This is a genomic window from Hamadaea sp. (assembly GCF_013362815.1).
Taxonomy (GTDB): domain Bacteria; phylum Actinomycetota; class Actinomycetes; order Mycobacteriales; family Micromonosporaceae; genus Hamadaea.
Genome location: NZ_JABFVK010000044.1, coordinates 1 through 26,285, shown reverse-complemented (window position 1 = coordinate 26,285; position 26,285 = coordinate 1). Strand labels below are relative to the sequence as shown.

The window sequence follows — 26,285 nt, the reverse complement described above, 5'->3', positions numbered from 1 at the left end:
CGCCCGCGAAAGTCGGGCGGCGTCACGCAATCGTTATCACGGCGGGCCGCGCCCGGCGTACGTGTCGCGCACGATTGTCCGTCATGAGGCTGATCAACCCCAATTTCCGCCGGATGTGGGCAGGCTCCGCAGTCTCGATCCTCGGCGATCAGATCTTCGACACCACGATCCTCCTGTGGGTGGGCACCGTGCTGCTCAAGGACAGCGACCTCGCGCCGCTCGCCGTCGGCGGCGTCGCTGTGGCCGTCTCGGTGGCGACCATCCTCATCGGACCTTTCGCGGGGGTCTACGCCGACCGGTGGGACAAGCGGCGCACCATGCTCGTCGCCGACGTGATCCGGGCCGGTCTCGTGGGCGTACTCGCCCTGTTCGCGTTCCTCCCCGAACATGCGCTGGGGACGACCGGCCACCTGGTCATGATCTACGGGATCATTCTGCTCTGCGCGGCCGTCGCCCAGTTCTTCCGGCCGGCCTCGTTCACGCTCGCCCGCGACGTGCTCACCACCGAGGCCGAGCGAGCCAAGGGAATGGGCCTCATGCAGGCCACCGCTGCGACGATGTCGATCGTCGGGCCGCCGCTGGCCGCGCCGCTGTTGTTCACAGTCGGCTATCAATGGGCGCTCGTGGCCAACGCCGCGTCCTTCCTGGCTTCCTACTTGTTCCTACGCGGCGTGAAGCCGCCGGTCGCCGAGCCCGCGCCCGCACGCGCAGACGAACGGGCGAGCGTGTGGCGCGAGCTGCTGGCGGGCGTACGCTTCCTCTTCACCAGCCGGATCCTGTCCACCGTGATGATCGCCATCGTCATCGTGACGCTCGGCACCGGTGCGATCAACACGCTGATGGTCTTCTTCGTCACGGACAACCTCAGCACCGATTCGACGTTCTACGGCTTCCTCGGTACCGCCGAAGGCGTCGGGATCATCATCGGATCGCTGCTCACCGGGGTCATCGTCGGGAAACTGGGCGCGGTACGCACGATGTGGGTCTTCCTGATCGTGACAGGCGTCCTCGAGACCACCTTCGCGTTCCAGCATTCCTTCATCCCGGCATTGGTCTTGCTAGCGCTGGCTTGTTTCGCGGTCGGGCTGGTCAATGCGGCGCTGGGACCGATTGCGATGGGTGCGATTCCACGCGAGCTCCTGGGCCGGGTGAGTTCAGTGATCAATCCGGTGCAACAGGTCGCCGCGATCGTCGGCGCACTGGTCGCGGGCTGGCTGGCATCGAGCACCCTGTCGCGGGTTCGCATCCTCGACCCGGTGCGCATGAACGGGCTCAGCATCATTTTCGCCCTGGCGGGCATCACCATCGTCCTCGGCGGCATCTACGCCGGGATCGTGCTCCGTAAGCCCGCTCCAGTGACAAGCGCCGAGCCGGTCACCGACACTGCTTAGCAAGTACGAACCACTTCACTCAGCGGTCATCGAAGCTGACCTGATCGAGGCGTCGCCGCAGAAAGCGGCGCTCGATGTCGGACGGCGCGAGCTCGATCGCGCGGCGGTAGGCCATCGCCGCGCCGGTCCGATCACCGCGGCGGCGTCGCAGGTCGGCCTCGGTGGCCGGCAGCAAGTGATAGCTCTCCAGCCGGGGATCGGCGCCGAGTTCCTCGACGATGGCCAAACCGGCATCGATGTCACCGGCTGCGGCCACCGCCACCGCCCGGTTGAGCCGCACCACCGGTGACGGCACGAGCTCCTCGAGCTGGGCGTACAGCTGAGCGATGCGCGGCCAGTCACTGCCGGTCGGATGGTGACCGGCAGCGATCAATGCCTGCAGCTGGTAGCGACCGGCCGGCCGATCCCGCACGGAATCCAGCAACCGAAGGCCTTCCTGCCGATCGGCCGGGTCCCATCGTCGGCGGTCCTGTTCGTCCAGGGCGATCAGCTCGCCGTCCCCGCTGATCCGGGCATCGCGGCGGGAGTGGTGGAGGATCATCAACGCCAGGGCACCGATCACCTCGGGATCGCCGGGTAGCAGATCGGCCAGCAGCCGCGTCAACCGGATCGCCTCGCGGCAAAGGTCCGATCGAACCGGCAGCGAATAGCCCTCGTTGAAGAGCAGATACAACACGGCCAGCACGCCGGCCGTTCGCTCCGGCAGCAGATGTGCCGGCGGCACCCGATAAGGAATCCCCGCCGCGGCGATCTTGGCCTTGGTACGCGTCAGACGTTTGGCCATCGTCGACTCGGAGACCAGCAGCGCGCGGGCGATCTCGGCGGTCGTCAGACCGGCCACGGCCCGCAGCGTCAGCGCGACGCGGCCCTCAAGCGCCAGCGCTGGGTGGCAGCAGGTGAAGATGAGCCGCAAACCGTCGTCCGAAATGTCGTCAGCGCTGTCCTCTATCAGGGACGCGTGATCGGACTCCGCCAGCTGGGCGACCAATTGCGTACCCCGGGCGGCGCGCCGGATCCGGTCGATCGCCCGGTTGCCCGCGACCGTCGTCAGCCAGGCACCCGGACGCAGTGGTACGCCCTCGACAGGCCACCGCCGTACCGCCTCGGCGAACGCCTCCTGCGCGCAGTCCTCGGCGAGGTCCCAGTCGCCGGTGCGCCGGACCAGCGCACCGACGACTCGGGGCCACTCGGCCCGGAACGCCGCTTCGACGGGCGACTCGGTCACGCCGGCCCGTCGGGGTGGAACGGGCGAACCTCGACGGCATACTGCTGGGCCAACGGATGGCTCACCGCCCACGCGATCGCCTGGTCGCGATCGGGACAGGCGATGACATCGAGGCCGGCGACGAAATCGTCGAGCACCAGAAACGGGCCGTCGGCCAGTTCGAGCGCCCCGGCCCGGATCCGCAGCGTCGTCGCCGTCTCCGGGCCACCGAGCGCGTTGCCGAACAGGAACGCTCCGCGATCGGCGAGTTCGCGCTGCCATGCGTCGTACCGCTCGTCGAAGACCGGCGACTCGCTCGCCCACACGGTGAGCAGAAACAACGGGCCCGAGGCCGACCCCCGGCGCAGGCCGTCGCGGAACGGCCGGATCTCGAACGGCAGAAACCGGGCCACCGGGCTCTTGCTCTCAACCTCGATCGCCTCATCCAGGTCCGCGCAGTCGAGCAGGTCGAACCCCCCGATGAACTCCTTGGTCTCAGCAAACGGTCCATCGGAGATCAGCGGCTCCCCGTCGCGGACCCGCACCGTCACCGCGGTTGGCGGAAAGTCCAACTCCCGGCCGAACCGCTTCACTCCGCGCGCCCGCATCTCGGCCTGGTACGCCGGAAAGTCGCGGTTCATCTCGGCGACGGCTGTGGCCGGCATCGCTCCCTCTGTGCCGACAAATGCCACGTAATCCATGTCCATCCCGCCTCTCGTGTCGAGTATCTACCAGACGACGAACGGGACCCCGGCGATATGGACACCTACCTCGTGGCGCCGCGGCCAACACCGGGCGATGACGAGCCCGTCGAGCCGGCGTACACGTTGATCCATCCAGAACGGAGGTGCGGACCCTTCGAGCGATGCCGCCGCATCGGACAGACGTCACGATCCAGTGCCCATAGTGTGCGATTTCGGCACAGAACGAAGATCAAGTTCCTACGGTATGCCGAATCCCGCCTCGAAGCGCATACCAACGGAACTGGATCATCGAATCGCGTCGCAAATCGCATACTCAGGGAACTTGGTCTTGATTGGCGCCTACGGAGAGGCCGACGACGGCCGTCAACCGTTGGAACGCCGCGTCGTCGCCGAATGCCCACCGCAAGTAGTCGGTCGTGGCCTGTCTAACCACCGCCGTCCGCTCAGGATCGGTACCGAGGTAGGGGCCGCGATGGTCGCCGCCCTTCAACGGCAGCCACGCCTTCGGCCCGGGGAACGCCTCGTAAGCGGCGCGCCCGTCTTCCAGCGGAACCGCGCCGTCTCGATCCCCATGGACGAACAGCAGGCTGGCGTTCGGAGCGCGATAGCCGGTGCCGACGGCGTACGCGCTGCCGGCGAGCACGATGCCGGCTTTGATGCGGTCGTCGCGCTCGGAGGCGAACAGGGCGACCGTCGTGACCCCGCCCAGCGAGTGCCCGGCCGCCGCGATCCGGGTCTCGTCGACCCGCCCGAACAGCCGATGACCGTCGGTCCGACTGAGCTGGAGCACATGGTCCAGTGTGGACCGGACCGCCGAGGGCTGGCCGACGAAGTCGTCGAAGTCGAGGTCGGCCGAGTCGCGCGCGGTCTTCGGGAAGGTCGGGGCTACGACGAGGAAACCCGCCGCTACCCAGGCTTGGAAGAGCACTTCGTAGTCTTCGGGCAACCGGAGGTAACCGTGGCTGAACACGACGAGCGGGCGCGGGCCGGGCTGGGCCGGCAGCCGGAGAAGCGTCGGCAGTGGACGCTCACCGGTTGCGTTGATCATGGAGTCTCCCGTCACGACGCACCGTCCAAACCACAGCTAGAGCCTGTTGGCTTGGCGGAGATCAACGGAGAAAATGTGGGGTTATGGCACCGCGAATCTTCCGCTGATCATGGGCCGAAATCGTACTGGGTATGCGCGCAGGAAGGGGTCACGAGGAGGACGATAGGACGGCGGGAGACTCGGCGTCTGCGAGGAGTAGCGAAGGCGTACCGGAGCCGTCGGCGGGCACAGCCCAAACGTCCGCGCCGCCGGGCCGGCGCAGGGCGTACCCGACGGTGGAGGTGGACAGCCACACGGCCTGGTCGTCGACGCTACGCGCCTCGGCGAGCGGCACGACAGCCCCGGTCGACAGGGTCAGCACCGACAGTCGCCAGCCCCGGGCCGGATCACCGTCCACAGCGGACTTGAACGCGATGCGCGTACCGTCGGGTGACAGGGATGGGCACTCGACGCCGTCGCGGACGACGGAAACCGAACGGCCGGAGACGGAGCCGTACACCAGGTAGCGGTGGCCTCGCGTCGACATCGTGGCGTAGAAGTGATCGTCATCGCTGGTGAAGGTGATGCCCCAGAAGTTGCGGTCGGCCGCTGCGGAAGGCCTCACCGTGAAGTCTTCGAGCGTACCGACGAGATCGCCGGTGGCCGTGTCGAGGATTCCGGCGCGGGTGGAGAACTTGCCGTTGTTGTAGGAGTCCCCCGTGACGAAGACGGTCCAGGCCAGCAGGCGTCCGCTGGGCGAGACCCGGGCCCGGTTCGGCAGGCCGACCAGGGGGAACTTGTCCTTCTCGCGCAGCTGATCGTCGACCACCACGACTTGGTACGTCGCCAGTGGACCGTCCGGGCGCAGGCAGATCCCGGTGCCGGCGGCCGCGTGGAAACGGCTGCAGGACAAGGCCGCCACCCGACCGGCCGAGATCAGGTGGCCTTGGGTCGCCGGTGCGGTGCTCACGGCGTACAAGCCGGAATGAAGCGTGAGCGGCGCGGATTCGGAGAGGGCCGGCTGCCGCGCGTGCCGGATCACGCCGATGCCGACCGCGATGAGCAGCGCGAAGGCCGCCGCCGCGACCACGAGTTTAGTGCGCACGCGGCCGCACCAGGAAGCCGGTCGTGACCCCGGCGGCGATCGTGAGCGCGAGCGCGACGAGCACGGCAGCGGTCGTGTCCCAGGTCTGCCAGACGAGTCCGAACAGCAGTGACGAGCCGAGATAGGCGACGGCCTGGCCAGTCTGGATCATCGACAGGCCGGTCGTGCGCAGCGTCGCCGGCAGCACCGGCCCCGCCAGCGCCATCAGCACGCCGTCGGTGCTCGCGTAGAAAGCGCCGTTGAGCAGCAGAATCAGCGCGATCATCGGCATTCCGTGCCAGGGCGTGGCCAGCGCGAGATAGATCGCCGCGAGCAGCAGGTAGCCGCCCAGCAGCACCCGCGCGCGCCCGACGCGGTCCGCGACGGCCCCAGCCAGGCCCGCGAGCAGCAGATACGCCAGGTTCGTGCCCACCGCGAGCACCGGGAACCAGCCGACCGCCAGCCCCGATCGCCGCTGAAGCAGCAGGTAGACGAAGCCGTCGCCGATCGTCGCCAGCCCGAGCACGCAACCGGCCGCGGTGAGCCGCCGGGCTCGCGGATCACGAGCCAGCGCGGCCAGATCGCGGGCGCGAGGCCGCGGCGCGGCTAGTGGATCGCGATGTTCTTTCACAAACAGCACGAGAAGGAGTACGCCGAAAGCAGCGACCGCGAAACTAAAGAGGAAGACGGCGTCGAACGCGTCCCGGGAGGCGGCCGTCAACGCCGCGGAGCCGGTGGCGGTCAGGATGCTCAGCGCGACCAGCGGCCCGAGGAAGGCGCCGGCCGCGTCCAGGGTCCGGTGCACGCCGAACGCCCGGCCCAGCAGAGCGGGCGGGGCGGACAGCGTGATCAACGCGTCCCGCGGCGCGGTACGCAGTCCTTTGCCCATCCGGTCGGCGGCGATCACTCCGCCGATGGCGGTGACCGGCGTACCCACGGCGAGCAGGCCCAGCTTCGCGATCGCGGAGATGCCGTAGCCGACGCCGGCGACCGTCTTGCGACGCCGGGTCCGGTCGGCGAGCCACCCGCCGGCGAGCCGGAGGACGGCGGTGGCTCCGGTGTAGATCCCGTCGACGGCCCCGTACGCCAACGGCGTCATCCCGAGCCCGAGCACGAGATACGCCGGAAGCACCGCCGTGACCATCTCGGCCGAGACGTCGGTGACGAGGCTGACCAGGCCCAGTGCGACGACGTTGGCCCCGATCGCCGTCCAGCGGCGACCCGAGGAGGCCGCCGCCGGACGATCTATCGTCGACAGGTACACGTCACTGCCAGATGTCGGTGATGGGGGTGGCACTCGCGGCGTTGTTGATCGCCGAGAGCCCGTACGCGTCCTCGATCGTCCGCAGAACCGTGTAGTGGTTGATGGTCTCGGAATAGTTGCCGATCTTGACGTGCTGACCGACGAACACGGTGAAGATCTGGTTCACCGACGTGTTGCTGTCCTCGTCGAACGTCACGATCAGCAGGCTGTTGTGCGTCTTGGCCCATTGGGCGTACGCGTCGAGCTTGTTCTTCAGCCACGTGTCGCCGGTGCTGATCGAGCAGTCGTGCATGTCGTTGCACATGTCCGGGGTGACGAAGGAGACCGTCGGCAACGTGGTGAAGTCCGTGGGGAACCTCGAGTACCGCAGGTTGCTCGCCGCCGGGACGTTGTCGAAGTCCACCCAGCTGTTGTGCTTGCGCCGGTACGTGCCGCTGGAGCAGCCGGTGTAGCCGTCCGACGGCATCGCCTCGGAGTAGCCGGTGAAGGTGAACCCGGCCGCGATCAACTGGTGACCGAGGTTCTCCTTGCCGGTGAAGTTACGCGGGCAGCTGTCATCGGTGATGCCCTGGGGTGAGCCGGAGAACAACGCGACGTAGTTCGGCTGGCTCGGGTGGGTGATGGCAAAGGACTTGGTGAACTTGGCCCCCTGCCCGGCCAGGGAGTTGAAGTAGGGCGCACTCGAACTGCCGTTGATCGACGAGTACTTCTTGTTCTCGAACATGACCAGCACGATGTGGTCGGGCCGCGGAACGGCGGCGGCGGTGACCGCTGCGGGCACCGGTTTCTGAGCCGGCGCGGGGGCGCGCTGGACCGCGTACGCTCCGCCGGCCACCCCCAAGGCCACCAGCGCGGCCAGCAACGTAGTGACGCGTTTGACTGTCATCGGACTCCTTCGGCCGCAGGCGGATCGCTGTAGGCAATGTTACATATCGATGTCTGCTGGATCGATGCCTGCTGGACGAATCCTCGGCATCCGATAAATGAACGACACGGTCGCCCGGCGCGGCACGTTTCGGCTCTTGACACCACCCCACACCGAAAGACCGAGGAGTGTCTGTTGTCCGAACCACAACGCCCGGGTGCCCGGCGTCCCCGCCTCGTCCTCGCGGCTGCGCTCACGGCCGTGCTCGCGACGACCCTGTCCGTCCTGCTCCCGGCGACGGGCGCGGCGGCGGGCGACCGCCACCCGGGCCCGAAGCCCACCATCGTCCTCGTCCACGGCGCGTGGGCCGACGGCTCCTCGTGGTCCGCCGTCGGCGACATCCTGCGGCGAGCGGGGTATCCCGTGCGCATACCGCCGAATCCGTTGCGCAACCTCACCACCGACGGGCAGACGATCGCGGACTTCCTGTCCACCATCAGCGGGCCGATCGTCCTGGTCGGGCACTCCTACGGCGGCGCGGTCATCACCCAGGCCGCCACCGGCAACGCCGACGTCAAGGCGCTGGTCTACGAGGACGCGTTCGCGCCGGACGAGGGCGAAGTCATCTTCCCGCTCGCCGGGGCGGACTCGGCGCTCAGCGTCGATCCGGCGACCGTCTTCGACTTCGTGCCCTACCCGGGCGCTCCGGCGAGCGACGTCGACCTCTACCTGAAGCGGGACACCTTCCTCGGTCCGTTCGCCGCAGGCGTACCCCGGTCGAAAGCGCTGTCGCTGTACGCCGCCCAGCGGCCGCTGACGTTGAGCGCCGGGTTCACCCCGGCCGGCGTACCGGCGTGGAAGACGATCCCGTCCTGGTACATCCTCGGCACGCAGGATCAGATCATCACGCCGGCCGCCCAGCGGTTCATGGCCGAGCGGGCCGGCGCACGGATCACCGAGGTGAAGGCGGGGCATCTCGCCCTGATCACCCGGCCGGACGTGGTGGCCAAGGTGATCGTTCAGGCGACGCGCTGAGCGACTCCGTCGAGGATGAGGTCGAGGCCGAGCAGGAAGTCCGTGTCGGCCACGGCCTCATCCGGGCGGGACCGGCCGAATTCGTCCTGCGGCGGCTCGCCTACGGGCGGCGGCCGAGAAGCCGGAGCACCGAGTAGAGAGCGAAGCGCTCACGTATGAGATAGCGTTCCCCGCGGGACAATGATCTCACGGTCGGCCGAACGGGGGGAGCTCATGGACATCGCCACTACACAGCGAGACGGCACGGTCGCCGTCAAAGTGACCGGCGATGTGGATCTGCTCTCCCGGGAACTGCTGGCGCGGAGCCTCGCCGACGCCGTGGGGCAGGCCGAAAGCGGTGTCGAGGTCGACATGGCCGGCGTCGCGTTCCTGGACTCGTCCGGCATGTCGGCCCTGCTCAGCGGTCGCCGGGCGGCCGAGGACGCGGGCCTGACGTTCCGGATCATCGCCGCCGGTGACCTGGTCCGGCGGGTGATGGAGCTGACGGGAGTGTGGCCGCTGCTCACCGGGCAGGGCCACGAATGACCACGAGCCGCGATCCGGAGATCCTCGACCGCATTCGGGCGGTCACCGACGCCGAGCTCTCGCACCTCCCGGCGGACGCGCTGCTGTCGGAGCTCATCACGCGGACGAAGCTCCTGCTCAACGTCGACACTGCGACGATCCTGCTCCTTGACCCGTCCGGCCATGAGCTGATCACCGCGGCCACCGCGGGGCTGGAAGAGGAGCTCCAGCTGGACATCCGGGTGCCGATGGGCGTCGGCTTCGCCGGCCGGGTCGCCGCCAGCGGTGAACCGCTGGTCATCGACCGCGTCTCCCATGGCGACCTCTACAGCCCCGTACTGATCGACAACCATGTGACCTCGATGGCCGGCGTACCGGTGATCGTCGCGGGGCGGGTCGTCGGCGTGCTGCGCGTGGGCACCATCGAACCCCGTTCGTTCACCGAGGACGACATCGAACTGCTACGGCTGGTCGCCGACCGGGCCGGTGTCGCGGCGCACGCCCGGCTTTCGCAGACCGAACGCGTCGCGACTCTCGCGCTGCAACGCAGCCTGCTGCCCGCCCGGCCGCCGCAGATCGCCGGGCTCGACATGGCCGTCCGCTACATCCCCGGTGCGGAGGTCGGCGTCGGCGGCGACTGGTACGACGTGTTCTCCCTGCCCTCAGGCCATGTCGGGCTCGTCATCGGCGACGTCGCGGGCAACGGCCTGCAGTCCGCCGTCGTCATGGGCCGCATCCGCAGCGCGCTGCGGGCGTACGCGCTGGAGTCGGTCGACCCGGCGGACGTGCTCACCCGGCTCGACCGGAAGATCCAGCTCTTCGAGCCGGGCGCGATGGCGACCGCGGCGTACGCCGTCGTGACGCCGGACCGGACGTCCGTCACGTTCTCCGTCGCCGGGCATCTCATGCCGGTGGTCCTCGAACCCGGGGCGGCCCGGGGACACCTGCTCGAAGCCCCCGTCGACCTGCCGCTCGGCGCGCTGCCGGACGCCGACCGCCGGATCACGACGCTGGCGGTGTCGCCCGGGCTCGGGCTGCTGCTCTACACCGACGGGCTGGTGGAACGCCGCCGGCAGTCGATCGACGACGGGATCGAGAAGCTGCTGTCCGGGCTGACCGGCGGCGACGCCGAGGAACTTTGCGCCGCCGCGACCGCGAACATGCTGCACAACGAGGCGGTCAGCGACGACGTCGCCGTGGTCGGCGTACGCATCAGGTGACGGGTCTCGGCGGCGTCGGGTGGGACCGCAGCCGGACCCAGACCCGCTTGCCGTGCTCGTAGTCTTCGACGCCCCAACCCGCGGAGAGATTGTCGATCAGCGCCAGGCCATATCCGCCCGTGTCGTCCGGCGTACGCCGCCTGGGCGGGATCGGAGTGCTGTCGGCCGCGCTGATCGTGACCTTGTTCTCGTGCGCCTGCACGGCGACGTCCAGCAACCCGCCGCCGTGCCGGACGGCGTTGGCGACCAGTTCGGACACGACGAGATCGGCGACGTCCAGCCAATCGCCGTCGGTGAAGCCCCACGCCGTGAGCAGCTGACGGACGGTCTTGCGAGCGCCTCGGGGGGCGTCGGCCCCGGACGGCACGTCCAGCCGGGCACGCAGCTCGCTCACCGCTCCCCTTCCCTCCCCGAGGTGGCCGGCGTGTTCGCCGCCCATTCTGCCGGTTCTTTCCTGGGAAAACGAGGCGTGCGCCAACTGGAGGCGGTCCGGCCCCGTCCTTCGCCGTATGTCGTACGCTTCGCCGGTGATCAGTCCATATGCACAGTCCGCGTACGCGGTGCGGTGTGACTGGGGTCCGGTCGGCGCGGACGCCGTCGGTCCGGGTGCCGCAATCGTCGCGGTGGTCGACGTGCTCTCCTTCACCACCGCGCTGACCGTGGCGGCCGACAACGGCATCGAGGTCTTCCCTTATCGCTGGCGCGACGAACGGGCCGCAGCGTTCGCCGCCGAGCACGACGCGATGCTGGCGGTCGGACGCCAGGCAGTCAGCCCCGACCAGCCCGTCAGCCTCTCGCCCCCGACGATCCGGGCCGCTCGGGGGATCACGCGGCTGGTCCTGCCCTCGCCCAACGGTTCCACCGTGGCCCGTCGCCTGGCCGAGACCGGCGCGACTGTCATCGGGGTGTCGCTGCGCAACGCCCGGGCCGCCGCGACCTGGGTCACGCGTACGCTGCCCGCCGGAGCGGCCGTCGCCGTCATCCCGGCCGGTGAACGTTGGAAACACGACGATTCGCTGCGACCGGCGGCCGAGGACCTCTGGGGCGCAGGCGCGTTTCTCCAAGGGCTCTTCGACGAGGGGCTCGACGGGTTCTCGCCGGAAGCAGAGCTGGCAGCCGCAGCCTACCGCCAGGTCGCCCCGCACCTCCGAGACGCGCTGTACGCCTGCGCCAGCGGTCGTGAGCTGACCGGTTACGGATACCCGGAGGATGTCGGGATAGCGTCCGAAGTGGACAGCAGCAACGTGGTGCCGGTGCTCGACGGGGAGGGCTTCCGGCCCGTCCAAGTCTGAACCGCCTCGTTCAGCCGACGGTGACATCCAGCTTCGGCTTTCCGCCGGTGATCCGGGCGGCCTCCGAGGCGATCTGCGTCTTCGGCACGTCGGCCCGCTCGGTGAACAATCGGACCGAGACGGTGTCGCCGTCGCTCTCCCAGACCCCGGCGACCCGGCCCCGATGGACCACCACCGGGGAGATCCATCCCGCCGCCTTGCTGATCTCCGGCCGCCGTCCCGCGCCGATCAGCTGCTCGTCCTGCGTACCGGGGCCGAGCACGTACTGGTCGAAGGCGGGCAGCAGGCGTACGTCGTCGAACGGTTTCGCCATTGCGATCGCGTCCAGCTCACTCGTCAACGCATACGCGGGAGTCCCCTCGACGTCGACCGCGGTGATCACGCCGTCGGCGGTGAGTTCGGCGTACCACTTCTTGAGGTCGGTCTTCTTGAGCGTGCCGCGAGTGATCCACTGGTTGAAGGCCTCGATCGTCGCCGGCCCGAACGCACCGAGGTACGCCGGCACTGCGGTCCGCGCGGCCTCCGCCGGATCGGGCAGGCCGGGCCAGCCGTCGAGATAGGTGTCCGGCCGGGTGAACGTGACGCGGCTGCCGTCGCTGGGCCCGTAGACGAGCAAACCTTGATAGGCCAACGGTTTCAGCACCGCACCCCAGCCGGAGCCGAGGTGCTCGGCGAGCGCGACGTCGCCGCTGTGCTCCAGAACCGCCTCAGTGAGCTGCTCCCGGGTGAGGACCGCGCCGTCGAGCGCTGTCCAGGCGGCTTCGGCGATCGCCTTGAGCTGCGCCGCAGTGACGAAGTTGCGCTGCCAGATCGGCTTCTCCCAGACCTTGGTCGCCGCCATGAGCGCCAGGAACGCCGGAGCGTCGGCCGGGCACAGTAGGTGCAGCGTGCCCCGCATCGCCCAGGTCTTGACGAGCTCGCGGTTCGCGAGAGCCTTCGCGACCTCACCCGACGCCGTGGTCTGCCGGCGAGCGGCGACGGCCTGCTCGGCGCTGGAGGCGACCTGCGCCTGTACCCCGCAGAGCCGGTGGGCGACGTCCACGGCGGACGTGCCCTTCGGCCGGTCGAGCAGGTGCCGTCGCATCCGCCAGGCGAAGACCTGGTCCCAGGTGATGATCACCTGGCCAGACTAAGCTGCGACTCCGACAAGTTCGGCCAGGGCGGTGATCCGGTGCTCCGGTGCCTCCCGCATGCCGTCGGCGAGCCGCTCGGCCACCGCGGTGGCGTCCTGTTCCCGGTCGAACGGCTGCCACATCGTCCAGCTCGCCTGAGCCGAGCCGACGAACCACCGCCCGTCGGGCAGGACGCCCAGCGTGATCGTCAGCTTCTCGTCCGAAAGCCTGCCCCGGCCGATCCAGCGGCGCACCCGTCGGGTGCCGTCGGACCACGGGGTCAATTCCCGTTCCGTGTCCACCCGACGACTATCGAACATAGGTACGACATCGTCAAGAGCCGGCGCCGCGTGTCGGGAACAATTGTTCGAACGGTCACTCGTTGCGCGCCACCTCGGGACCGGTCATCCGGGTGAGCAGCGGGAGCGTTCCGGCGATGACCGCCAGCGACAGGACGAGACCGGCCGCCACCATGACGTAGTACTCCCAGCCGGGCGGTACGAGCGTGGTCTCCATCTGCGCCCGGAGGAACAGTTGCGCCGACACGAGCCCCATGACGATCGCCACCGCGGCCACTACGAGAAGCGGCATCACGCTCTCCAGCAGGACGACCCGCCGCAGCGTACGCAGTGAGACGCCGGTCAGTCGCAGCAGGCTGAACGGGCGCTTGCGATCGCTGAGACCACCGGCGACGCTCGCGGCGAGACTGCACCCCGCGATCGGCAGGCTCGCCAAGATGACGACGTTGGCCAGCTGGACCCAGCCGGCGAACATCTTCGTCGAGTCGGTGGTGAAGTCCTTCTCGGAATACGGTGGGCGCACGTCCGGGTACGCCGCCTCCAGCAGCGTGCGGGTTCGCTCCACCGCACCGGTGGACCCGTCGTTGGCGACCTGGATCGACGCGATCGGCAGCTGTTCGAAGTCCGACGGGGTGACGGGGACCGCGGGCCAGACCGGAGCAGGGCCGCCACCGATGACGGCGAAGTCCGTGGGAGCGACGACCGCCGCGCCGGCGGGGCAGCTGCCCAGTTCGGGATGCCGGGCCAGGTCGGAGCAGGCCATCACGTAAGGCCCGGCCGCCGGGTCGGGGACCTCCGACGCGAAGTTCGGATTGGCCCGCAGGAAGAAGACGTCGGTCACCCCCGGGACGCCTTCGATCTGCGCGGTCACGGCCGGTGTCCCGGTGGGGCCGGCGTACCGGTCGCCCGCCCAGAACATGTGCCGCACATAGCCGTCGTCGAAACGGCTGGTCCGGCTGCCGTGGTCGCTGGTGATCGTGCCGATCACGCCAACCGCGACGCTGGTCACGAACAGCGCGAGCACGAGGCCGCTCACCGCCCGGAACCCGCCCTGCGGGTTGTCCGACAGCCGCCGCGCGGCGATCAAAGTGGACGGCGTCTGCGCCCGCCGAGCCAGGAGTCGCGACCCGACCATGGTGAACCAGGGCCCGGCGATGACCAGCCCCGACATCACCACGAGAAACCCGGGGAGGAAGACCGCTACCTGCTCGATGCTCGTGCGCGGCCGGTGCCCGTTCAGGTAGTACAGCCAGGCGAGTCCGGCCAGCAAGGGAATCAGGCGGTACGCACGCGGCGGCTTCGGGGTGACCCGCCTCGTCACGCCCAACGGCGATACGCGTACGCGGCGCAGGGAGAGCCAGGCGACGGCGAGCGCCGCGACCGGTACGCCCAACGCCACCCACAAGACGTTCGCGACCGACAGCGTCATGTCCTCCGGATAGAAGGGGTCTCCGGTGAACGGGATCGCCGCCAGCGGTTGCCGTACGAGGAGGAACACGGCGAACCCGGCGAACGTGCCGATGACTGCGGCGACGGCCGCCTCGACGACCGCCATCTTCGAGATCTGGCCGCTTGTCGCGCCGATCAGGCGCATCGCCGCGTACCGCTGTTCCCGGCGAGCTGCGGTCAACCGGGTCGCGGTGCCGATGAAGATGAGCACTGGGAACAGCAGGGCACCGGCGACGACACCGAGGATGAGGTCGAATCCGGCGGCCCGGTAACCCACGAGGCAGCTCGCGCAGTCCTCCGGCGAGGTCCCGAAGATGCTGCTGACCTGCCGCGCTTCCGGCAGCTTCGCCGCCTCGGCCGGATCGTGCCCGATGATGATCACGAGTGAGGTCGGCGACGGCAGCGCAGAATCGCCGATGATGCCCACCTCGTGACCGGGGTAGCGATCGCCGAGCTGCTCCGCCGGAGTGGCGGCGAGGAGATCGTGGAGCTTCGGGGAGACGAAATACTCACCCGGCCCGGGCAACCGGGACAGCCCCGGCGGCATCGGCGAATCCGGGCCGGTCGCGGCGAGGTCGATCCGCGCGATCGACTGCGCGTCGAAGTAGTCCTGCCGGGGAGCCCACCACAACGGGTCGGCGTGCACGGAATCCGCCGACGTCGCCTGGGCGAGGCCGGTGTTCATCCAGGCGTACCGGTGATTTAGGGAGTGCACCGCGTTCATCGCGGCCAGCGTGGCGAGCACGAGGCCAACCCCGAGCGCGACGGCGGCGGCGATCGTGATCAGCCGGACGAAGGCTTCCCGGCCACCGGCGATGGCCAGCCGCAGACCGAGGCGGATCACGACGCGAGACCTTCCGGCACGGCCACGCGACCGTCGCGGACGATGATCTCGCGGTCGGCGTACGCGGCGACCCGGGCCTCGTGGGTGACCAGGACGACGGTGGTGCCCTGCTCCTTCGCCGACCCGACGAGCAGGTCCATCACGTGCTCGCCGGTCAGCGAGTCGAGCGCGCCGGTCGGCTCGTCGGCGAACAGCACCTGCGGCTGGGCTACGAGAGCCCGGGCCAGTGCGACGCGCTGCGCCTGCCCGCCGGAGAGCTCTCCCGACCGGCGACCCTCCATTCCGGACAGATCCAGGCGCTCGAACCATTCCTGCGCCCGGCTCATCGCCGCCGTCCGGCGTACGCCGCCGAGCAGCAGCGGCAGCGCGACGTTCTCCTGCGCCGTCAACTCCGGAACGAGCTGGCCGAACTGGAAGACGAAGCCGAAGCGGTCGCGCCGCAGCGCGCTACGCCGGGTCTCGGACATCTGGTCGATCCGGTCCCCCGCGAACTTCACCTCGCCGGAGTCCGGCACGAGGATGCCGGCCAGACAGTGCAACAGCGTGCTCTTGCCGGAGCCGCTCGGGCCCATGACGGCGACGATCTCGCCCGCCTCGGCCCGGAAGGACGCGCCCCGCAGGGCCGGCGTCTCGCCGAAGGACAGCGCGACCTCGCGCGCCTCGATCAGGGCGGTCACTTGCGGACCTCCTTCGCCAGCGAGTCCAGCCGAGCCGCCGTCAGGTCGATCCAGCGCAGGTCCGCCTCGAGGTGGAAAAGGCTGTGGTCGGCGAGCAGCGCGTCCACCAGTCCCCCGGTACGCCGGACTTCGGTGAGCTCCCGCATCCGCTGAAGATGGGCGCGCCGCTGCGTGTCGAGGTACTCCTCGGCGGGGCGGCCGAGCATGAGCGCGAGGACCACCTTCGAGAAGAGGATGGTCTGAAGGTGGGGCTCGGGCTCGACCGGCTCGGTCAGCCAGGCGTCGACCTCCGTCGCGCCCACCTCGGTGATGATGTACCGCTTGCGGTCGGGGCCGTCGCCCTTGCCGACGTCGCTGATGACGACCTTGCCGTCCCGGGCCAGCCGGCCGAGCGTGGCATACACCTGCCCGAACGGCAGCGGCCGCCCGCGGCCGAAGTACGCGTCGTAGTCGCGCTTCAGCTCGTAGCCGTGGCTCGGCTCGCGTTCGAGCAGGCCCAGGAGGGTCAGAGGCACCGTCATGCCCGAGACTATACACCCGGCGTATACACCCGGCGAACATGGGTCGGGGCGCGTTCCCCGGGCGCTCGGGGTTCCCGCGCGCTTCGCGTCCCCGCCCGCTCGCGATCCCCGCGCACTTCGCGTTCCCCGCGCACTCCGCGTTATCCGGCATAACGCGGCTATCCCGCGCGGAATAGCAACGTTATCCCGTGATACGCACGCACCAACCCACGCCGGGAAGGGCCCCGGGGGGCAGAATGACGGCATGCTGCCGACCGACGGACACGTGCACAGCGAATGGTCGTGGGACGCGTTCAGCGGGGACATGGAGCAGACCTGCGCGCAGGCGGTGGCCCTGGGCCTGCCGGCGATCGCGTTCACCGAGCACGTCGACCACACGAAGTGGACGGTCGACCCGGGCGAGCTGGATCCGTTCCCCACGCTCAAGAAGCACCTCGACGCCGATGACCGGGTGGTCCCGCCGCGGTTCGACGCGTCGGGCTATCTCGAGTGTCTCGACCGATGCCGGGTGCGCTTCCCGGATCTGCGGATCATCAGCGGCGTCGAGCTCGGCGAACCGCATCGGCACCGCGACCAGGTCGCCGCCCTGCTGTCGGTCGGCGAGTTCGAGCGGGTGCTGGGCTCTCTGCATACGATTGGCTGGGAGGACAAGGCTTCCGAGCCGCCCTTCCACTTCCGCCGTCGTCCGGCCGTCGAGGTCATGCGGGACTACCTCGCTGAACTGCCGCGAATGTTCGCCGAGGCGCCCGAGTTCGGCGTGCTGGCCCACGTCGACTACGCCGTGCGCTATTGGCCTGCCGACGCCGAACCCTTCGACCCGTACGCACTCCAGCCCGAGTTCCGGCACGTCCTGCGTACGCTGGCCGCCAGTGGCCGGGTGCTCGAGGTCAACACCAAGGGACCGATGCGGCCGGAGATCGTCCGGTGGTGGCACGAGGAGGGTGGCGAGGCAGTCTGCTTCGGCAGCGACGCCCACGAGCCCACAGCGCTGGCGTTCCGGTTCGCCGAGGCGGCCGCGATGGTGGAGGCGCACGGATTCCGCCCCGGGCGGCACCCCTACGAGTTCTGGGTCCGGTGACCCGAGCCTCACGCCCGGGAAGACATGACCCGGAGCGGATTGGCCATCAGGTCGGCGAACCCTAGTTCGGCCGCACCCATGAGCGTGGTGTCCTCGCCGAGCGCAGCGAGCTCCAGGCGTACGCGAGGCCGGGAGACCGGCAGGACATGCGCGCCGATCCGGGCGTCGACCCGTTCGCGGGCTCCCGAGTAGATGTCGCGCATGATGCCGCCGAAGACGAGCATCCCGGGGTTGAACAGGTTGATCAGGTTGGCTACGCCGATGCCGAGCCAGTCGCCGACCCGATCGACGGCTCGCCGGGCCACCGGGTCGCCGCGGAGCGCCGCCTCGACCACGTCGCGGACGGCTTCCCGGCCGATGACGTCGGCAGGCAGACCGGCCTCGTCGAGCAGCGCCCGCTCCCCCACTTCGGCTTCCAGGCAGCCGCGTGCGCCACATGAGCAGGGCCGCCCGTCGTGCGGGTTGACCACCATGTGGCCGACTTCGCTGCCGTAGCCGCTTTCGCCGTCGAGCGCTTCGCCGCCGACGATGATCCCGCCGCCCACGCCGACGTCTCCGTGCAGGTAGATGAGGTTGCGTACGCCGACTCCGGCACCCCTCAGGTGCTCAGCCCACGCCCCGAGATGCGCCTCGTTGCCCACCCGGACCGGGAGGCCGAGCCCGAGCTGGTCGCGGAGTTCACTGCCGAACGCCTGGTCGACCCAGCCCAGGTAGGGGCCGTACCGGACGGTCCCGTCGCCGGGCCGGATCATCCCGCAGTAGGACGCGCCGAGGCCGACGCAGCTCGCCTCCGGCCGGGCGGCCTCGTGCAGCTCCCGGCCGAATTCGGCGAGTACGCCGACCACCGCGTCCAAGTCGGGCCCGGACCGCGATCGGGCGGCGACCCGCCGATCCTGTACGCGTCCGCCGAGCGACACGCGGGCGGCGGTGAGCCGATCCACCGCGACGTCGAAGGCCAGCACATACGCACGATCGGCGGCGGGCGTGACGACCAGCGATGGACGGCCGGAGCGCCCGAGCCCGCCCGGCTGCCGTTCGCGGACGAGACCGGCGGCGCTGAGTCGCGTGGTCAGCGCCATGATGGTGCTGCGGTTGAGGTTCATGCGCTCGGCCAGTTCGGCCCGCGACGTCGGCCCGGCCAGGTGCAGGTGCTTCAGCAGCGCGCCGAGATTCCGCCGAGGACCCTCGTCGGGGGTGGCCTCGGCCCCAGGCGCGGTCGGGCTGGTCAGCATCGGCGGACCCACCATACAATGCTGTCGTCGCGACCTCGGCGGGCGTCAAGGACCGTGCGGGCTGAAACGTCGACTCCTCTGACGAAGGGGGCGTCGATGTTGCGACGCTTGGACGAACTGGCGGCTCACCTGGCGACCCGGGGTGACGTGCTCGGGGTGCTCGGCCTCGGCTCGGCCGGGGCGGAGTCGGACCGGTTCGACGAACACTCCGATCTGGACTTCTTCGTCGTCGTGGCCGACGACGCCGCGAAGCAGCGGTACCTCGACGATCTCGGCTGGCTGAACGCGCCCGCGCCGGTGGCGTACAGCTTCGCCAACGATCGCAACGGCCGCAAGGCGTTGTACGCCGACGGAGTCTTCTGCGAGTACGCGATCTTCACGCCGCCGGAGCTGAAGCAGCTGCCGTTCACGGGTGCGCGGGTCGTCTGGAGCCGCCCTGACGCCGGCCCGATAGCCGAAGGTGCGCCGGTAAAACAGCCGATCCCCTACGACACCGTGGAGTTCCACCTCAACGAGGCGCTGACGAACCTCTACGTCGGCCTGCATCGGGAGCTGCGCGGCGAGCGGCTGACGGCGGCCCGCTTCGTCCAGTCGTACGCCATAGACCGGGTGATCGCGCTCGCCCGGCTCACCGATCCGCGGGCGTACCAGCGGGACGTGTTCGATCCGAGCCGCCGCGTGGAGCGGGCGTACACCCCGGATGAACTGCCGTTGGCCGGGATGGTGGCCGGCTACGGACGTACCTTCGAAGCAGCCGCGGTGGTCTACGCCTGGCTGCGGCAGCGGTTCGAGATCCATCCCGTCATCGGCGCGGCGATCGAGGAGCTGCTGGAGACCCGGGCGCGGGGTGCGTCCGCGCCCGGGCCGGTCCGCTAGAGACAGTCGCCGCCGCCGTTGTTGTTCTGCGCCGGCTCGGTGTACTTCTCCTGCGTACCGAAGGTCGCGTGGACCCGCATGTAGTTGGGGTAGTCGACGTCGCCGTAGTAGGTGGCGGTCTGGTTGTCGTAGTACGCGCTCCACTGCGACCACACGATCCACTGGCCGTTGCACAGCGACTGCACTTCGGTGTCCACCGTGCCCGCGCACCCCGACAGGCCCTGCGACCACATGACCATGTTCGCGCCGTTGTAGATGTACTTGGAGAGTTCAAGCGTGCACGTGCCCGCGGCCTGCGCGGGGGCGGCCGTGCCGACCAGTCCGGTGGCGGTGAGCATGGCGGCCGCCGCGACAGCTGCGATTCTGCGCATCGGTAGTACCTCCTTTGTGGATGCCTCCCAGGTTGTCGATCACCCTAGCTGCGTCCGTGAGGGTTTGTCACCATGTCACGATCTAGTGAAAATCATTAACAGCGGCCTGTGAGCTGGACTCTCCCACCGTGGGAGGGTCCAGCATGGGAACCGTGCCCGACGAGATGACCATCGGCCGCTTCGCGCGGCTGTGCCGGCTGAGCGTGAAGCAGCTGCGCCACTACGACGAGGCGGGACTGCTGCGGCCCGCCCGCGTGGATCCGGCCACCGGCTACCGCTACTACGCGCCGGCGCAGGCTCGCGACGCGCTCACGATCGCGTTGCTGCGCGAGATCGATCTACCGCTCGCGGTCATCACGGCCGTCCTGGCCGCGCCCGAGCCGGACCGTGGGCGGTTGCTGTCCGCTGAACGCGACCGGCTCGCCGACCGGATCGACCGCGATCGGGCCCGGCTCGCGCTGCTCGATCGGCTCGCGTCCGGTCACGCCGACCATGAAGTGATACGCACAACGGAGCCGGCGAGACGGTTCGCCGTCGTCCGGGCGACCGCCGATCCCGGGCGCATCGGATTGGCGTACGGCGAATGTGCCGCTCAGCTGCTCGCGACGCTCGCCGGACAGTCCTGGAAACCGCCGTTGTGGGGGCTGTACCCGCTGGACCTCCCGGACGACGTGGCCGACGGCCTGCTCGTCACGGCCGCTGCCGAGACGGATGCGATCACAACCCTGGAAACGGTGGAACTCCCCGCCGCCGACGTCGTCACCACCGTCCACGATGGACCGTACGCCGAGCTGCGGCTGGCGTACCACACCTTGTTCGCCTGGATCCACGAGCGGGGACTGACCCCCGTCGGCCCGGTGCGTGAGGCCTATCTGATCGGGCCCGGCGAGGCCGAGCCGACCGACCTGCTGACCCGCCTGATGCTGGAGGTACGCGCGTGAAACCGGAGATCGTCGACCTTCCCGAGCAGGAGTTCTTGATGGTCGACGGCCATGGCGACCCGGACGGGCCGGGCCACGCCGAGGCGGTCGCGGGGCTCTACAAACCCGCGTACACGCTCCGGTTCGCCCTGAAGAAGGCGGGCGTCGAGCGGAAGGTCGCACCCCTGGAGGGGCGCTGGTGGGCCGACGATCTCGAAGTCTTCGCCGCCGGGGGTGACCGGTCGCGCTGGAAGTGGACGCTGATGATCGGGCTGCCGCCCGAGGCCGCCGAGCTGGCGGTCCCGTTGCCCGGCGGCGTCCGCCGCGAGTGGTTCACCGAGGGACTGAGCGCGCAGGCGCTCCACATCGGACCGTACGCCACCGAGCCGGAGACGCTGGAAGTCCTGCACGCCTTCATCACCGAGCAGGGGTACGCGATCAGCGGCGACCACCACGAGATCTACCTCTCCGATCCGCGCCGGACCAAGCCGGAACGGCTCAAGACGATCCTGCGCTACCCGATCAGCCCGCAGGACTAATGTCTCGCGGATGGGGCGTACGCATCTGTCGGTGACGTTGGCGGTCGATCCGCGCGGCGTGGCGGTGAAGTGGCTGCTCAGCGGGGTGACCCTGGACAAGGGCGAAGCACTCGGACAGCTGCCGGTCACCATCGCCGGGGCGCCGACGCTGCGGCCGGAGGCGGTCGCGTTGACGGCGACGGACGAACTCGGGCCGGTGCCGCTCAGCCTCACTCCGCCGGACAGCGGCGACGGCGAACCCGTTCACCGTTGGATCGTGGAACGCCCGACCCGTGGCCCGGTCGGGGTGTCGTACCGGGCGGAGGCGGTCGTCGGCGAACCACGGCCCGCCACTGCGCCCCTGGAGCTCCGAGCGGAAAACGGCGGTCGCTCCGGAGCGCTCAAGAACTTCGTGATCCTTCCGCCCGGCCCGGAGGATCTCACCTTCGAGGTGCACTGGGACGAACCGGAGGGCGAGTCCTCGACGGCCGTCTTCAGCCTGGGCGAGAGCACCGGCGGCGCACAGAAGGTGGCCGCGGATACGGGGCTCGAGCTGCTCGGCGACACCTACCTGATGTGCGGCGACCTGGCGGGCCGTCATCGCCGCGACGGCGAGCTGTCCGTCTGGTGGCTGACTCCGCCCGGCATCGACGTCGAAGCCTTCACCGCCCGGCTCGGAGCCACCTACCGGGTCATGGCGGAGGCGTTCGACGCTCCCGCCCATCCGTATCGCGTCTTCCTGCGTACGCACCCGCACCGAGGAGCCACCGCCTCCGCTCACCCGGCCTCGTTCGTCATGGCACTGAACCCTGACAACCCGCTCGACGAGGCGTCGATCTACGAGACCATCGCTCACGAGCTCGTCCACGAATGGGTACGCCTCGACGGACCGCCCGAAGATGTGACGTGGTTCGTCGAAGGCGCGGCCGATTACTACTCGCTCGTACTTCCCCTCCGCGCAGGCATGCTCGACGAGGACGCCTTCCTGTCCGCCGTCAATTTCGAAGCTCGCGAAGGCTATGCGAATCCCCGTCGAAGCCTTGACCTCCGTGCGGCACAACGGTTGTTCTTCTCCGACTTCCTGGCCCACCGGCTCGCATACGCCCGCGGCCTGTTCTATCTGGCCGACCTCGACGCCCGGCTGCGGCAGGCGACCGCCGGCCGACAGTGCGTCGACGACATCGTCCGGTTCGTGATCCGAAGCCGCCGGGCGGGCGTACGCGTCGGCATCGAACATTGGTGCGCCCAGGTTCAGGAAGTCCTGCCGGACGCCGAGCTGCCGATGCTCGACGCGATGGTCTTCGCCGGCGTCGGACGCCCCGGCGAAGACTGCTTCGGGCCGCGGTTCGAACAGACCACGGTCCAGGTACCCGTCCTCGACCTCGGGCTCGACCCGGCGACCTTCATGACCCGCCGAGTCCAAGGGCTGGTCCCCGGCGGAGTCGCCGAACGCGCCGGCCTCCGCGAAGGCGAGATCGTCGAGCTGCCGCGGTACCCGGAGATCGTCCGGCTGAACGCGGGAGACGTGCTGGACGTCGGCGTCACCCGGGACGGCGAGCCCACCCGCGTCGCCATTCCCCTCACCGGCGAGACCGCTGCCGTTCCGCAATGGCGGATTCGCTGATTTCCCACTATGCCGATAGGCTTACTGCGTGTTGCGCTTCCACTGGTTCCTCCCGACCTCCGGCGACGGCGATCAGATCGGGGCGGCCACCGTCACCGCCGGGGCCGCCGACCACCGCCGCGCCGCTACGCTGGACTACCTGGCCGAAGTCGCCGAGGCGGCCGAGGACAATGGGTTCGTCGGTGCACTCACCCCCGTCGGGTCCGGCTGTCCCGACCCGTGGATCGTGTGCTCAGCCGTCGCTGTGCGTACCAGTAGATTGAAGTTCTTGGTCGCTTTGCGACCGGGCTTCGCGTTGCCGACGCTGATCGCGCAGCAGGCGCAGGCCTTCACGCAGTTGGTGGGCGACCGCCTGGCGCTCAACATCGTGACCGGCGGCGACAGCGCCGAGCAGCGCGCCTATGGCGACTTCCTGGACCACGACGCCCGGTACGCGCGGACCCGCGAGTTCGTGCAGGTGCTCCGGCAGTCGTTCGCGGGCGAACCGTTCGACTTCCACGGCGAGCATTACCGGATCGAGCGAGGCGGCCTGAAGCAGCCGCAGAGCCCGGCGATTCCCCTGTACTTCGGCGGCGCGTCCCCAGCGGCCGAACAGGTCGCCGCGCAGCTGGTCGACACCTACCTGATGTGGGGCGAGCCGCCGACGGCGATCGCGCAGCGGGCCGAGCGGATGCGGCAGCTCGCGGCGGCGCACGGACGCGAGCTGAGCCTGGGCATTCGGCTGCACGTCATCGCGCGCGAGACGGCCGACGAAGCGTGGGCGGAAATGGACCGGCTGCTGGCGGGGATGAGCCCCGAGCGCATCGCCGCCGCCCAGCGTCGTTTCTCCACTATGGACTCCGTCGGGCAGACCCGGATGGCGGCCTTAAACGGCGGCAGCGCGGAACGGCTGGTGATCGCGCCGAACTTGTGGGCGGGCGTCGGCCTGGTCCGGGAGGGCGCCGGAACCGCGCTGGTCGGCAGCTATGCCGAGGTCGCCGATCGGCTTCGCGAGTACGCCGACCTCGGGCTGTCGGAGTTCATCCTGTCCGGCTGGCCGCATCGCGAGGAGGCCGAGCGGATCGGCCGCCACGTCCTGCCACTGCTCACTGCTACGGCGGAGGCCATTTCGCATCGTTAGGCCGACGCCCAGGTCAGCCGGCCGGATCGGACGTCGTCGACCACCGATCCCACCCATTTCGCCTCGGCCTCCGTCACCGTGCGCAGATACTCGAACTCCAGCAGCCCGACGCGGTCCAGGCCGCCCCCGCTCTGGTCGGCGAGCCGGACCTCTAGCGCGCCAAGCTGTTTCGTCAGCGCGTCGAACCGGCGTTGCAAAAGGTCTGCCGCCTCGGCCGGAGTGATCATCAGCAGATAGGACAACGCGGCCGGAAACCGCGGGAACTCATAGCGCGTGTCCGTCAGCATCTCCGCGAGCCACGTACGCGCGATCTCCCGGCCGGTGTCGGTGATCTCGTAGACCGTCCGCTCCGGGTACGCCTGATGGCGCTCGGTCTCTCGCGCGGCGACCAGCCCCTGGCCCGCGAGCCGTTCGACGGTGCGATAGAGGCTCGTCCGCTGACCGACGTTGACCACCAGATCCTTGCCCCACTCGCGTACCAGACGCTGAATGCCGTAGATGTGCTGGGGCTTGTACATCAGGAGCGCCAGCACCGTCAGAGCGAGCGGAGAACTACGCACGGTCATGGGTAGACCCTACTACTTGCGACGTAACTAGTGGCTGTGCAACTATCGGCGGCATGACGGGGAAAATTCGAAATGCGTTGATCATCGGTGGCGGCGTCGCGGGGCCCGTCCTGGCCATGGCACTGCAGAAGGCGGGCATCGACTCGGTCGTCTACGAGGCGTACGCGGGAACGGCGGACGGCAAGGGCGGCGGCCTCAGCATCGCCCCCAACGGCATGGAAGCCCTCAAAGTCATCGACGCCGACGAACCGGTACGCGCACTGGGCAAGCCGATGACCGGCATCGTCCTCCAGGACTGGAAAGGCGATCGGCTCGGCGAGTTCGGCAACCCGCCCGGCATCGCGCCGATGCTGTTCATGTTCCGCCACGAGGTCTACCGCGCCCTGCTCGACGAGGCCGCGAAGCGAGGAATCCGGATCGAGACCGGCAAACGCCTGGTCGACGCGGTCGAGACCACGGACGGAGTCACCGCCCGCTTCGCGGACGGCACCGAGGCGACCGGCGACATCCTGATCGGGGCGGACGGCATCCGCTCGGTCACCCGCAAGCTCATCGATCCCAACGCGCCGGAACCGGCGTACACCGGGCTCATCAGCTTCGGAGCGCTCATCCCTCAGCCCGGCGTCCCCTCGACCGGCGGCAAGATGAACATGCCGTTCGGCAAGAAGGGCTTCTTCGGCTACCAAGTCTTCGACGACGACACCGCGGTTTGGTTCGTGAACCTGCCGAATCCCGAGCCGCTGACGCTGGCCCAGGTCAAGGAGACTCCGGCCGAGGAATGGCTGCGCCGGCTCCCCCCGCTGTACGCCGAAGACCGTACGCCCGCGGCGGACCTGATCGCCCGGACCGCTCCCGAGGAGCTGATCCTGGTCGGCCCGATGGAGAAGATGCCCCGCGTTCCCAAGTGGAGCCGCGGCCGCCTCGTCCTCGTCGGCGACTCGGTGCACGCGCCCTCATCCAGCTCCGGCCAAGGCGCTTCGCTCGCCATCGAGAGCGCGATCGAACTCGCCCGCTGCCTGCGCGACCTGCCTTACGACGAGGCTTTCTCGGCGTACGAGCAGACGCGGCGGCCTCGGGTGGAGCGGGTCATCGCCGCGACCGACCGCAAGAACGCCGCCAAGGCGGCCGGTCCGGTCATGCGGGTGATCAACGCCTGGGCGATCAAGGCTTTCGCGCGGATGGCCAAGCCCGAGAAGATGGCCTGGGTCTTTCAGAACCGGATCGACTGGGACTCGCCTGCCTGACCCCTCCCGGGGTCGTCGCGGGGCACATGATCGTCGCCGACGGCCCCGACGATCATCCCTGGGGGTCCCGCGCGTGATCCTCCCCGGCGTCCCCGGGCATGATCATCGCTGGGCGTCCCGGGCATGATCGCTGGCGTCCCGGGCATGATCATCGCGTTGTCCCGGGATGACGTCCCCTTCTCGCGCTGGAAGGCCGCGTTATCCCGGGATAACGCGACGTGTCGCCGCCCGGAGACCCCGCCCC

26 protein-coding genes and 2 pseudogenes are annotated in these 26,285 nt (G+C 69.5%); 12 read left to right on the top strand and 16 right to left on the bottom strand.

Annotated elements, in window-relative coordinates; genetic code table 11:
* The first annotated feature begins 83 nt into the window (after positions 1-83).
* Positions 84-1,391, top strand: coding sequence for an MFS transporter (locus HOV77_RS21230; RefSeq protein ID WP_290864304.1), 1,308 nt, complete (start codon positions 84-86; stop codon positions 1,389-1,391).
* A gap of 19 nt (positions 1,392-1,410) precedes the next feature.
* On the opposite strand, the gene HOV77_RS21225 is transcribed toward HOV77_RS21230, so the two are convergent.
* The 7 genes and pseudogenes from HOV77_RS21225 to HOV77_RS21195 all read right to left on the bottom strand — a co-directional run bounded on the left by HOV77_RS21225 (position 1,411) and on the right by HOV77_RS21195 (position 7,560).
* Positions 1,411-2,616, bottom strand: a complete 1,206-nt coding sequence (locus HOV77_RS21225) for a sigma-70 family RNA polymerase sigma factor (protein WP_290864302.1) — start codon at positions 2,614-2,616, stop codon at positions 1,411-1,413.
* Positions 2,613-2,867: pseudogene (locus tag HOV77_RS21220) on the bottom strand (YciI family protein); the annotation flags it as partial. The pseudogene HOV77_RS21220 and the gene HOV77_RS21225, both read right to left, overlap by 4 nt.
* Positions 2,868-2,972: 105 nt before the next feature.
* Positions 2,973-3,296: pseudogene (locus HOV77_RS21215) on the bottom strand (YciI family protein); the annotation flags it as partial.
* A 316-nt stretch (positions 3,297-3,612) separates the two neighbouring features.
* Entirely contained in the window at positions 3,613-4,347 is a 735-nt protein-coding gene (locus tag HOV77_RS21210) for a chlorophyllase (RefSeq protein WP_290864300.1), read from the bottom strand.
* Positions 4,348-4,495: 148 nt separating this feature from the next.
* Positions 4,496-5,431: a hypothetical protein gene (locus HOV77_RS21205; RefSeq protein ID WP_290864298.1), complete on the bottom strand. Its 936-nt coding sequence runs from the start codon at positions 5,429-5,431 to the stop codon at positions 4,496-4,498.
* Positions 5,421-6,674, bottom strand: a complete 1,254-nt coding sequence (locus HOV77_RS21200) for an MFS transporter (RefSeq protein WP_290864296.1) — start codon at positions 6,672-6,674, stop codon at positions 5,421-5,423. Before HOV77_RS21200 ends, HOV77_RS21205 begins: the two co-directional genes overlap by 11 nt.
* A 1-nt stretch (position 6,675) precedes the next feature.
* Positions 6,676-7,560: an alkaline phosphatase family protein gene (locus HOV77_RS21195; RefSeq protein ID WP_290864294.1), complete on the bottom strand. Its 885-nt coding sequence runs from the start codon at positions 7,558-7,560 to the stop codon at positions 6,676-6,678.
* 174 nt (positions 7,561-7,734) lie between these two features.
* On the opposite strand from HOV77_RS21195, the gene HOV77_RS21190 reads away from it, so the two are divergent.
* From HOV77_RS21190 to HOV77_RS21180, 3 genes are all read left to right on the top strand, one after another.
* Positions 7,735-8,574, top strand: coding sequence for an alpha/beta hydrolase (locus HOV77_RS21190; protein WP_290864292.1), 840 nt, complete (start codon positions 7,735-7,737; stop codon positions 8,572-8,574).
* A 213-nt stretch (positions 8,575-8,787) separates the two neighbouring features.
* Complete coding sequence (locus tag HOV77_RS21185; RefSeq protein ID WP_290864290.1) at positions 8,788-9,099, top strand: STAS domain-containing protein; 312 nt, start codon at positions 8,788-8,790, stop codon at positions 9,097-9,099.
* Positions 9,096-10,298, top strand: a complete 1,203-nt coding sequence (locus HOV77_RS21180) for a GAF domain-containing SpoIIE family protein phosphatase (protein WP_290864288.1) — start codon at positions 9,096-9,098, stop codon at positions 10,296-10,298. Before HOV77_RS21185 ends, HOV77_RS21180 begins: the two co-directional genes overlap by 4 nt.
* Here the strand turns inward: HOV77_RS21180 and HOV77_RS21175 are convergent.
* Positions 10,291-10,692, bottom strand: coding sequence for an ATP-binding protein (locus HOV77_RS21175; RefSeq protein WP_290864286.1), 402 nt, complete (start codon positions 10,690-10,692; stop codon positions 10,291-10,293). The genes HOV77_RS21180 and HOV77_RS21175 overlap by 8 nt on opposite strands.
* A gap of 133 nt (positions 10,693-10,825) precedes the next feature.
* On the opposite strand from HOV77_RS21175, the gene HOV77_RS21170 reads away from it, so the two are divergent.
* The gene (locus HOV77_RS21170; protein ID WP_290864284.1) at positions 10,826-11,590 is read left to right on the top strand and encodes a 2-phosphosulfolactate phosphatase; all 765 of its coding nucleotides are present in this window, start codon (positions 10,826-10,828) and stop codon (positions 11,588-11,590) included.
* A gap of 10 nt (positions 11,591-11,600) precedes the next feature.
* Here the strand turns inward: HOV77_RS21170 and HOV77_RS21165 are convergent, their stop codons facing one another.
* From HOV77_RS21165 to HOV77_RS21145, 5 genes are all read right to left on the bottom strand, one after another.
* Positions 11,601-12,710 carry a winged helix DNA-binding domain-containing protein gene (locus HOV77_RS21165; RefSeq protein WP_290864282.1) on the bottom strand — a complete coding sequence of 370 codons (1,110 nt, stop codon included), beginning with the start codon at positions 12,708-12,710 and terminating at the stop codon, positions 11,601-11,603.
* A gap of 9 nt (positions 12,711-12,719) precedes the next feature.
* Positions 12,720-13,004: a hypothetical protein gene (locus tag HOV77_RS21160; protein ID WP_290864280.1), complete on the bottom strand. Its 285-nt coding sequence runs from the start codon at positions 13,002-13,004 to the stop codon at positions 12,720-12,722.
* A 73-nt stretch (positions 13,005-13,077) separates the two neighbouring features.
* Positions 13,078-15,294 carry an FtsX-like permease family protein gene (locus tag HOV77_RS21155; protein WP_290864278.1) on the bottom strand — a complete coding sequence of 739 codons (2,217 nt, stop codon included), beginning with the start codon at positions 15,292-15,294 and terminating at the stop codon, positions 13,078-13,080.
* Positions 15,291-15,971: an ABC transporter ATP-binding protein gene (locus HOV77_RS21150; protein WP_290864276.1), complete on the bottom strand. Its 681-nt coding sequence runs from the start codon at positions 15,969-15,971 to the stop codon at positions 15,291-15,293. The genes HOV77_RS21155 and HOV77_RS21150 overlap by 4 nt, the downstream gene beginning before the upstream one ends.
* Positions 15,968-16,492 (bottom strand): PadR family transcriptional regulator, encoded by a 525-nt coding sequence (locus tag HOV77_RS21145; RefSeq protein WP_290864274.1) that lies wholly within the window; start codon positions 16,490-16,492, stop codon positions 15,968-15,970. The genes HOV77_RS21150 and HOV77_RS21145 overlap by 4 nt, the downstream gene beginning before the upstream one ends.
* A 244-nt stretch (positions 16,493-16,736) precedes the next feature.
* Here HOV77_RS21145 and HOV77_RS21140 point away from each other — a divergent pair, with 244 nt between their 5' ends.
* Entirely contained in the window at positions 16,737-17,570 is an 834-nt protein-coding gene (locus HOV77_RS21140) for a PHP domain-containing protein (RefSeq protein WP_290864272.1), read from the top strand.
* An 8-nt stretch (positions 17,571-17,578) separates the two neighbouring features.
* On the opposite strand, the gene HOV77_RS21135 is transcribed toward HOV77_RS21140, so the two are convergent.
* Positions 17,579-18,802 carry an ROK family transcriptional regulator gene (locus HOV77_RS21135; protein ID WP_290864270.1) on the bottom strand — a complete coding sequence of 408 codons (1,224 nt, stop codon included), beginning with the start codon at positions 18,800-18,802 and terminating at the stop codon, positions 17,579-17,581.
* Between the two features lie 96 nt (positions 18,803-18,898).
* Here HOV77_RS21135 and HOV77_RS21130 point away from each other — a divergent pair, with 96 nt between their 5' ends.
* Complete coding sequence (locus HOV77_RS21130; protein WP_290864268.1) at positions 18,899-19,678, top strand: hypothetical protein; 780 nt, start codon at positions 18,899-18,901, stop codon at positions 19,676-19,678.
* Here HOV77_RS21130 and HOV77_RS21125 read toward each other — a convergent pair.
* Positions 19,675-20,049, bottom strand: a complete 375-nt coding sequence (locus HOV77_RS21125) for a hypothetical protein (RefSeq protein ID WP_290864266.1) — start codon at positions 20,047-20,049, stop codon at positions 19,675-19,677. The genes HOV77_RS21130 and HOV77_RS21125 overlap by 4 nt on opposite strands.
* Before the next feature lie 143 nt (positions 20,050-20,192).
* Between HOV77_RS21125 and HOV77_RS21120 the strand changes: the two genes are divergently transcribed.
* The 4 genes from HOV77_RS21120 to HOV77_RS21105 are packed head-to-tail and all read left to right on the top strand — an operon-like array spanning position 20,193 to position 24,231.
* A complete protein-coding gene (locus HOV77_RS21120; RefSeq protein ID WP_290864264.1) occupies positions 20,193-20,990 on the top strand; it encodes a GyrI-like domain-containing protein in 798 nt (265 codons plus the stop codon).
* On the top strand, positions 20,987-21,508 hold the full coding sequence (locus HOV77_RS21115; RefSeq protein WP_290864262.1) for a GyrI-like domain-containing protein: 522 nt from the start codon (positions 20,987-20,989) through the stop codon (positions 21,506-21,508). Before HOV77_RS21120 ends, HOV77_RS21115 begins: the two co-directional genes overlap by 4 nt.
* Before the next feature lie 10 nt (positions 21,509-21,518).
* Positions 21,519-23,111, top strand: a complete 1,593-nt coding sequence (locus tag HOV77_RS21110; protein ID WP_290864260.1) for a hypothetical protein — start codon at positions 21,519-21,521, stop codon at positions 23,109-23,111.
* A 28-nt stretch (positions 23,112-23,139) separates the two neighbouring features.
* The gene (locus HOV77_RS21105) at positions 23,140-24,231 is read left to right on the top strand and encodes an LLM class flavin-dependent oxidoreductase (protein WP_290864258.1); all 1,092 of its coding nucleotides are present in this window, start codon (positions 23,140-23,142) and stop codon (positions 24,229-24,231) included.
* Here the strand turns inward: HOV77_RS21105 and HOV77_RS21100 are convergent.
* On the bottom strand, positions 24,228-24,797 hold the full coding sequence (locus HOV77_RS21100) for a PadR family transcriptional regulator (protein WP_290864256.1): 570 nt from the start codon (positions 24,795-24,797) through the stop codon (positions 24,228-24,230). The genes HOV77_RS21105 and HOV77_RS21100 overlap by 4 nt on opposite strands.
* 53 nt (positions 24,798-24,850) lie before the next feature.
* Between HOV77_RS21100 and HOV77_RS21095 the strand changes: the two genes are divergently transcribed.
* A complete protein-coding gene (locus HOV77_RS21095; RefSeq protein WP_290864254.1) occupies positions 24,851-26,041 on the top strand; it encodes an NAD(P)/FAD-dependent oxidoreductase in 1,191 nt (396 codons plus the stop codon).
* Positions 26,042-26,285: the final 244 nt, after the last annotated feature.

What these genes read in the sequence shown, in the direction of transcription:
- HOV77_RS21230 (WP_290864304.1), top strand. Translation starts at nt 84, where the DNA reads ATGAGGCTGATCAACCCCAATTTCCGCCGGATGTGGGCAGGCTCCGCA.
- HOV77_RS21210 (WP_290864300.1), bottom strand. Translation starts at nt 4,347, where the DNA reads ATGATCAACGCAACCGGTGAGCGTCCACTGCCGACGCTTCTCCGGCTG.
- HOV77_RS21195 (WP_290864294.1), bottom strand. Translation starts at nt 7,560, where the DNA reads ATGACAGTCAAACGCGTCACTACGTTGCTGGCCGCGCTGGTGGCCTTG.
- HOV77_RS21185 (WP_290864290.1), top strand. Translation starts at nt 8,788, where the DNA reads ATGGACATCGCCACTACACAGCGAGACGGCACGGTCGCCGTCAAAGTG.
- HOV77_RS21180 (WP_290864288.1), top strand. Translation starts at nt 9,096, where the DNA reads ATGACCACGAGCCGCGATCCGGAGATCCTCGACCGCATTCGGGCGGTC.
- HOV77_RS21145 (WP_290864274.1), bottom strand. Translation starts at nt 16,492, where the DNA reads ATGACGGTGCCTCTGACCCTCCTGGGCCTGCTCGAACGCGAGCCGAGC.
- HOV77_RS21140 (WP_290864272.1), top strand. Translation starts at nt 16,737, where the DNA reads ATGCTGCCGACCGACGGACACGTGCACAGCGAATGGTCGTGGGACGCG.
- HOV77_RS21135 (WP_290864270.1), bottom strand. Translation starts at nt 18,802, where the DNA reads ATGCTGACCAGCCCGACCGCGCCTGGGGCCGAGGCCACCCCCGACGAG.
- HOV77_RS21130 (WP_290864268.1), top strand. Translation starts at nt 18,899, where the DNA reads ATGTTGCGACGCTTGGACGAACTGGCGGCTCACCTGGCGACCCGGGGT.
- HOV77_RS21125 (WP_290864266.1), bottom strand. Translation starts at nt 20,049, where the DNA reads ATGCGCAGAATCGCAGCTGTCGCGGCGGCCGCCATGCTCACCGCCACC.
- HOV77_RS21120 (WP_290864264.1), top strand. Translation starts at nt 20,193, where the DNA reads ATGGGAACCGTGCCCGACGAGATGACCATCGGCCGCTTCGCGCGGCTG.
- HOV77_RS21110 (WP_290864260.1), top strand. Translation starts at nt 21,519, where the DNA reads ATGGGGCGTACGCATCTGTCGGTGACGTTGGCGGTCGATCCGCGCGGC.
- HOV77_RS21100 (WP_290864256.1), bottom strand. Translation starts at nt 24,797, where the DNA reads ATGACCGTGCGTAGTTCTCCGCTCGCTCTGACGGTGCTGGCGCTCCTG.
- HOV77_RS21095 (WP_290864254.1), top strand. Translation starts at nt 24,851, where the DNA reads ATGACGGGGAAAATTCGAAATGCGTTGATCATCGGTGGCGGCGTCGCG.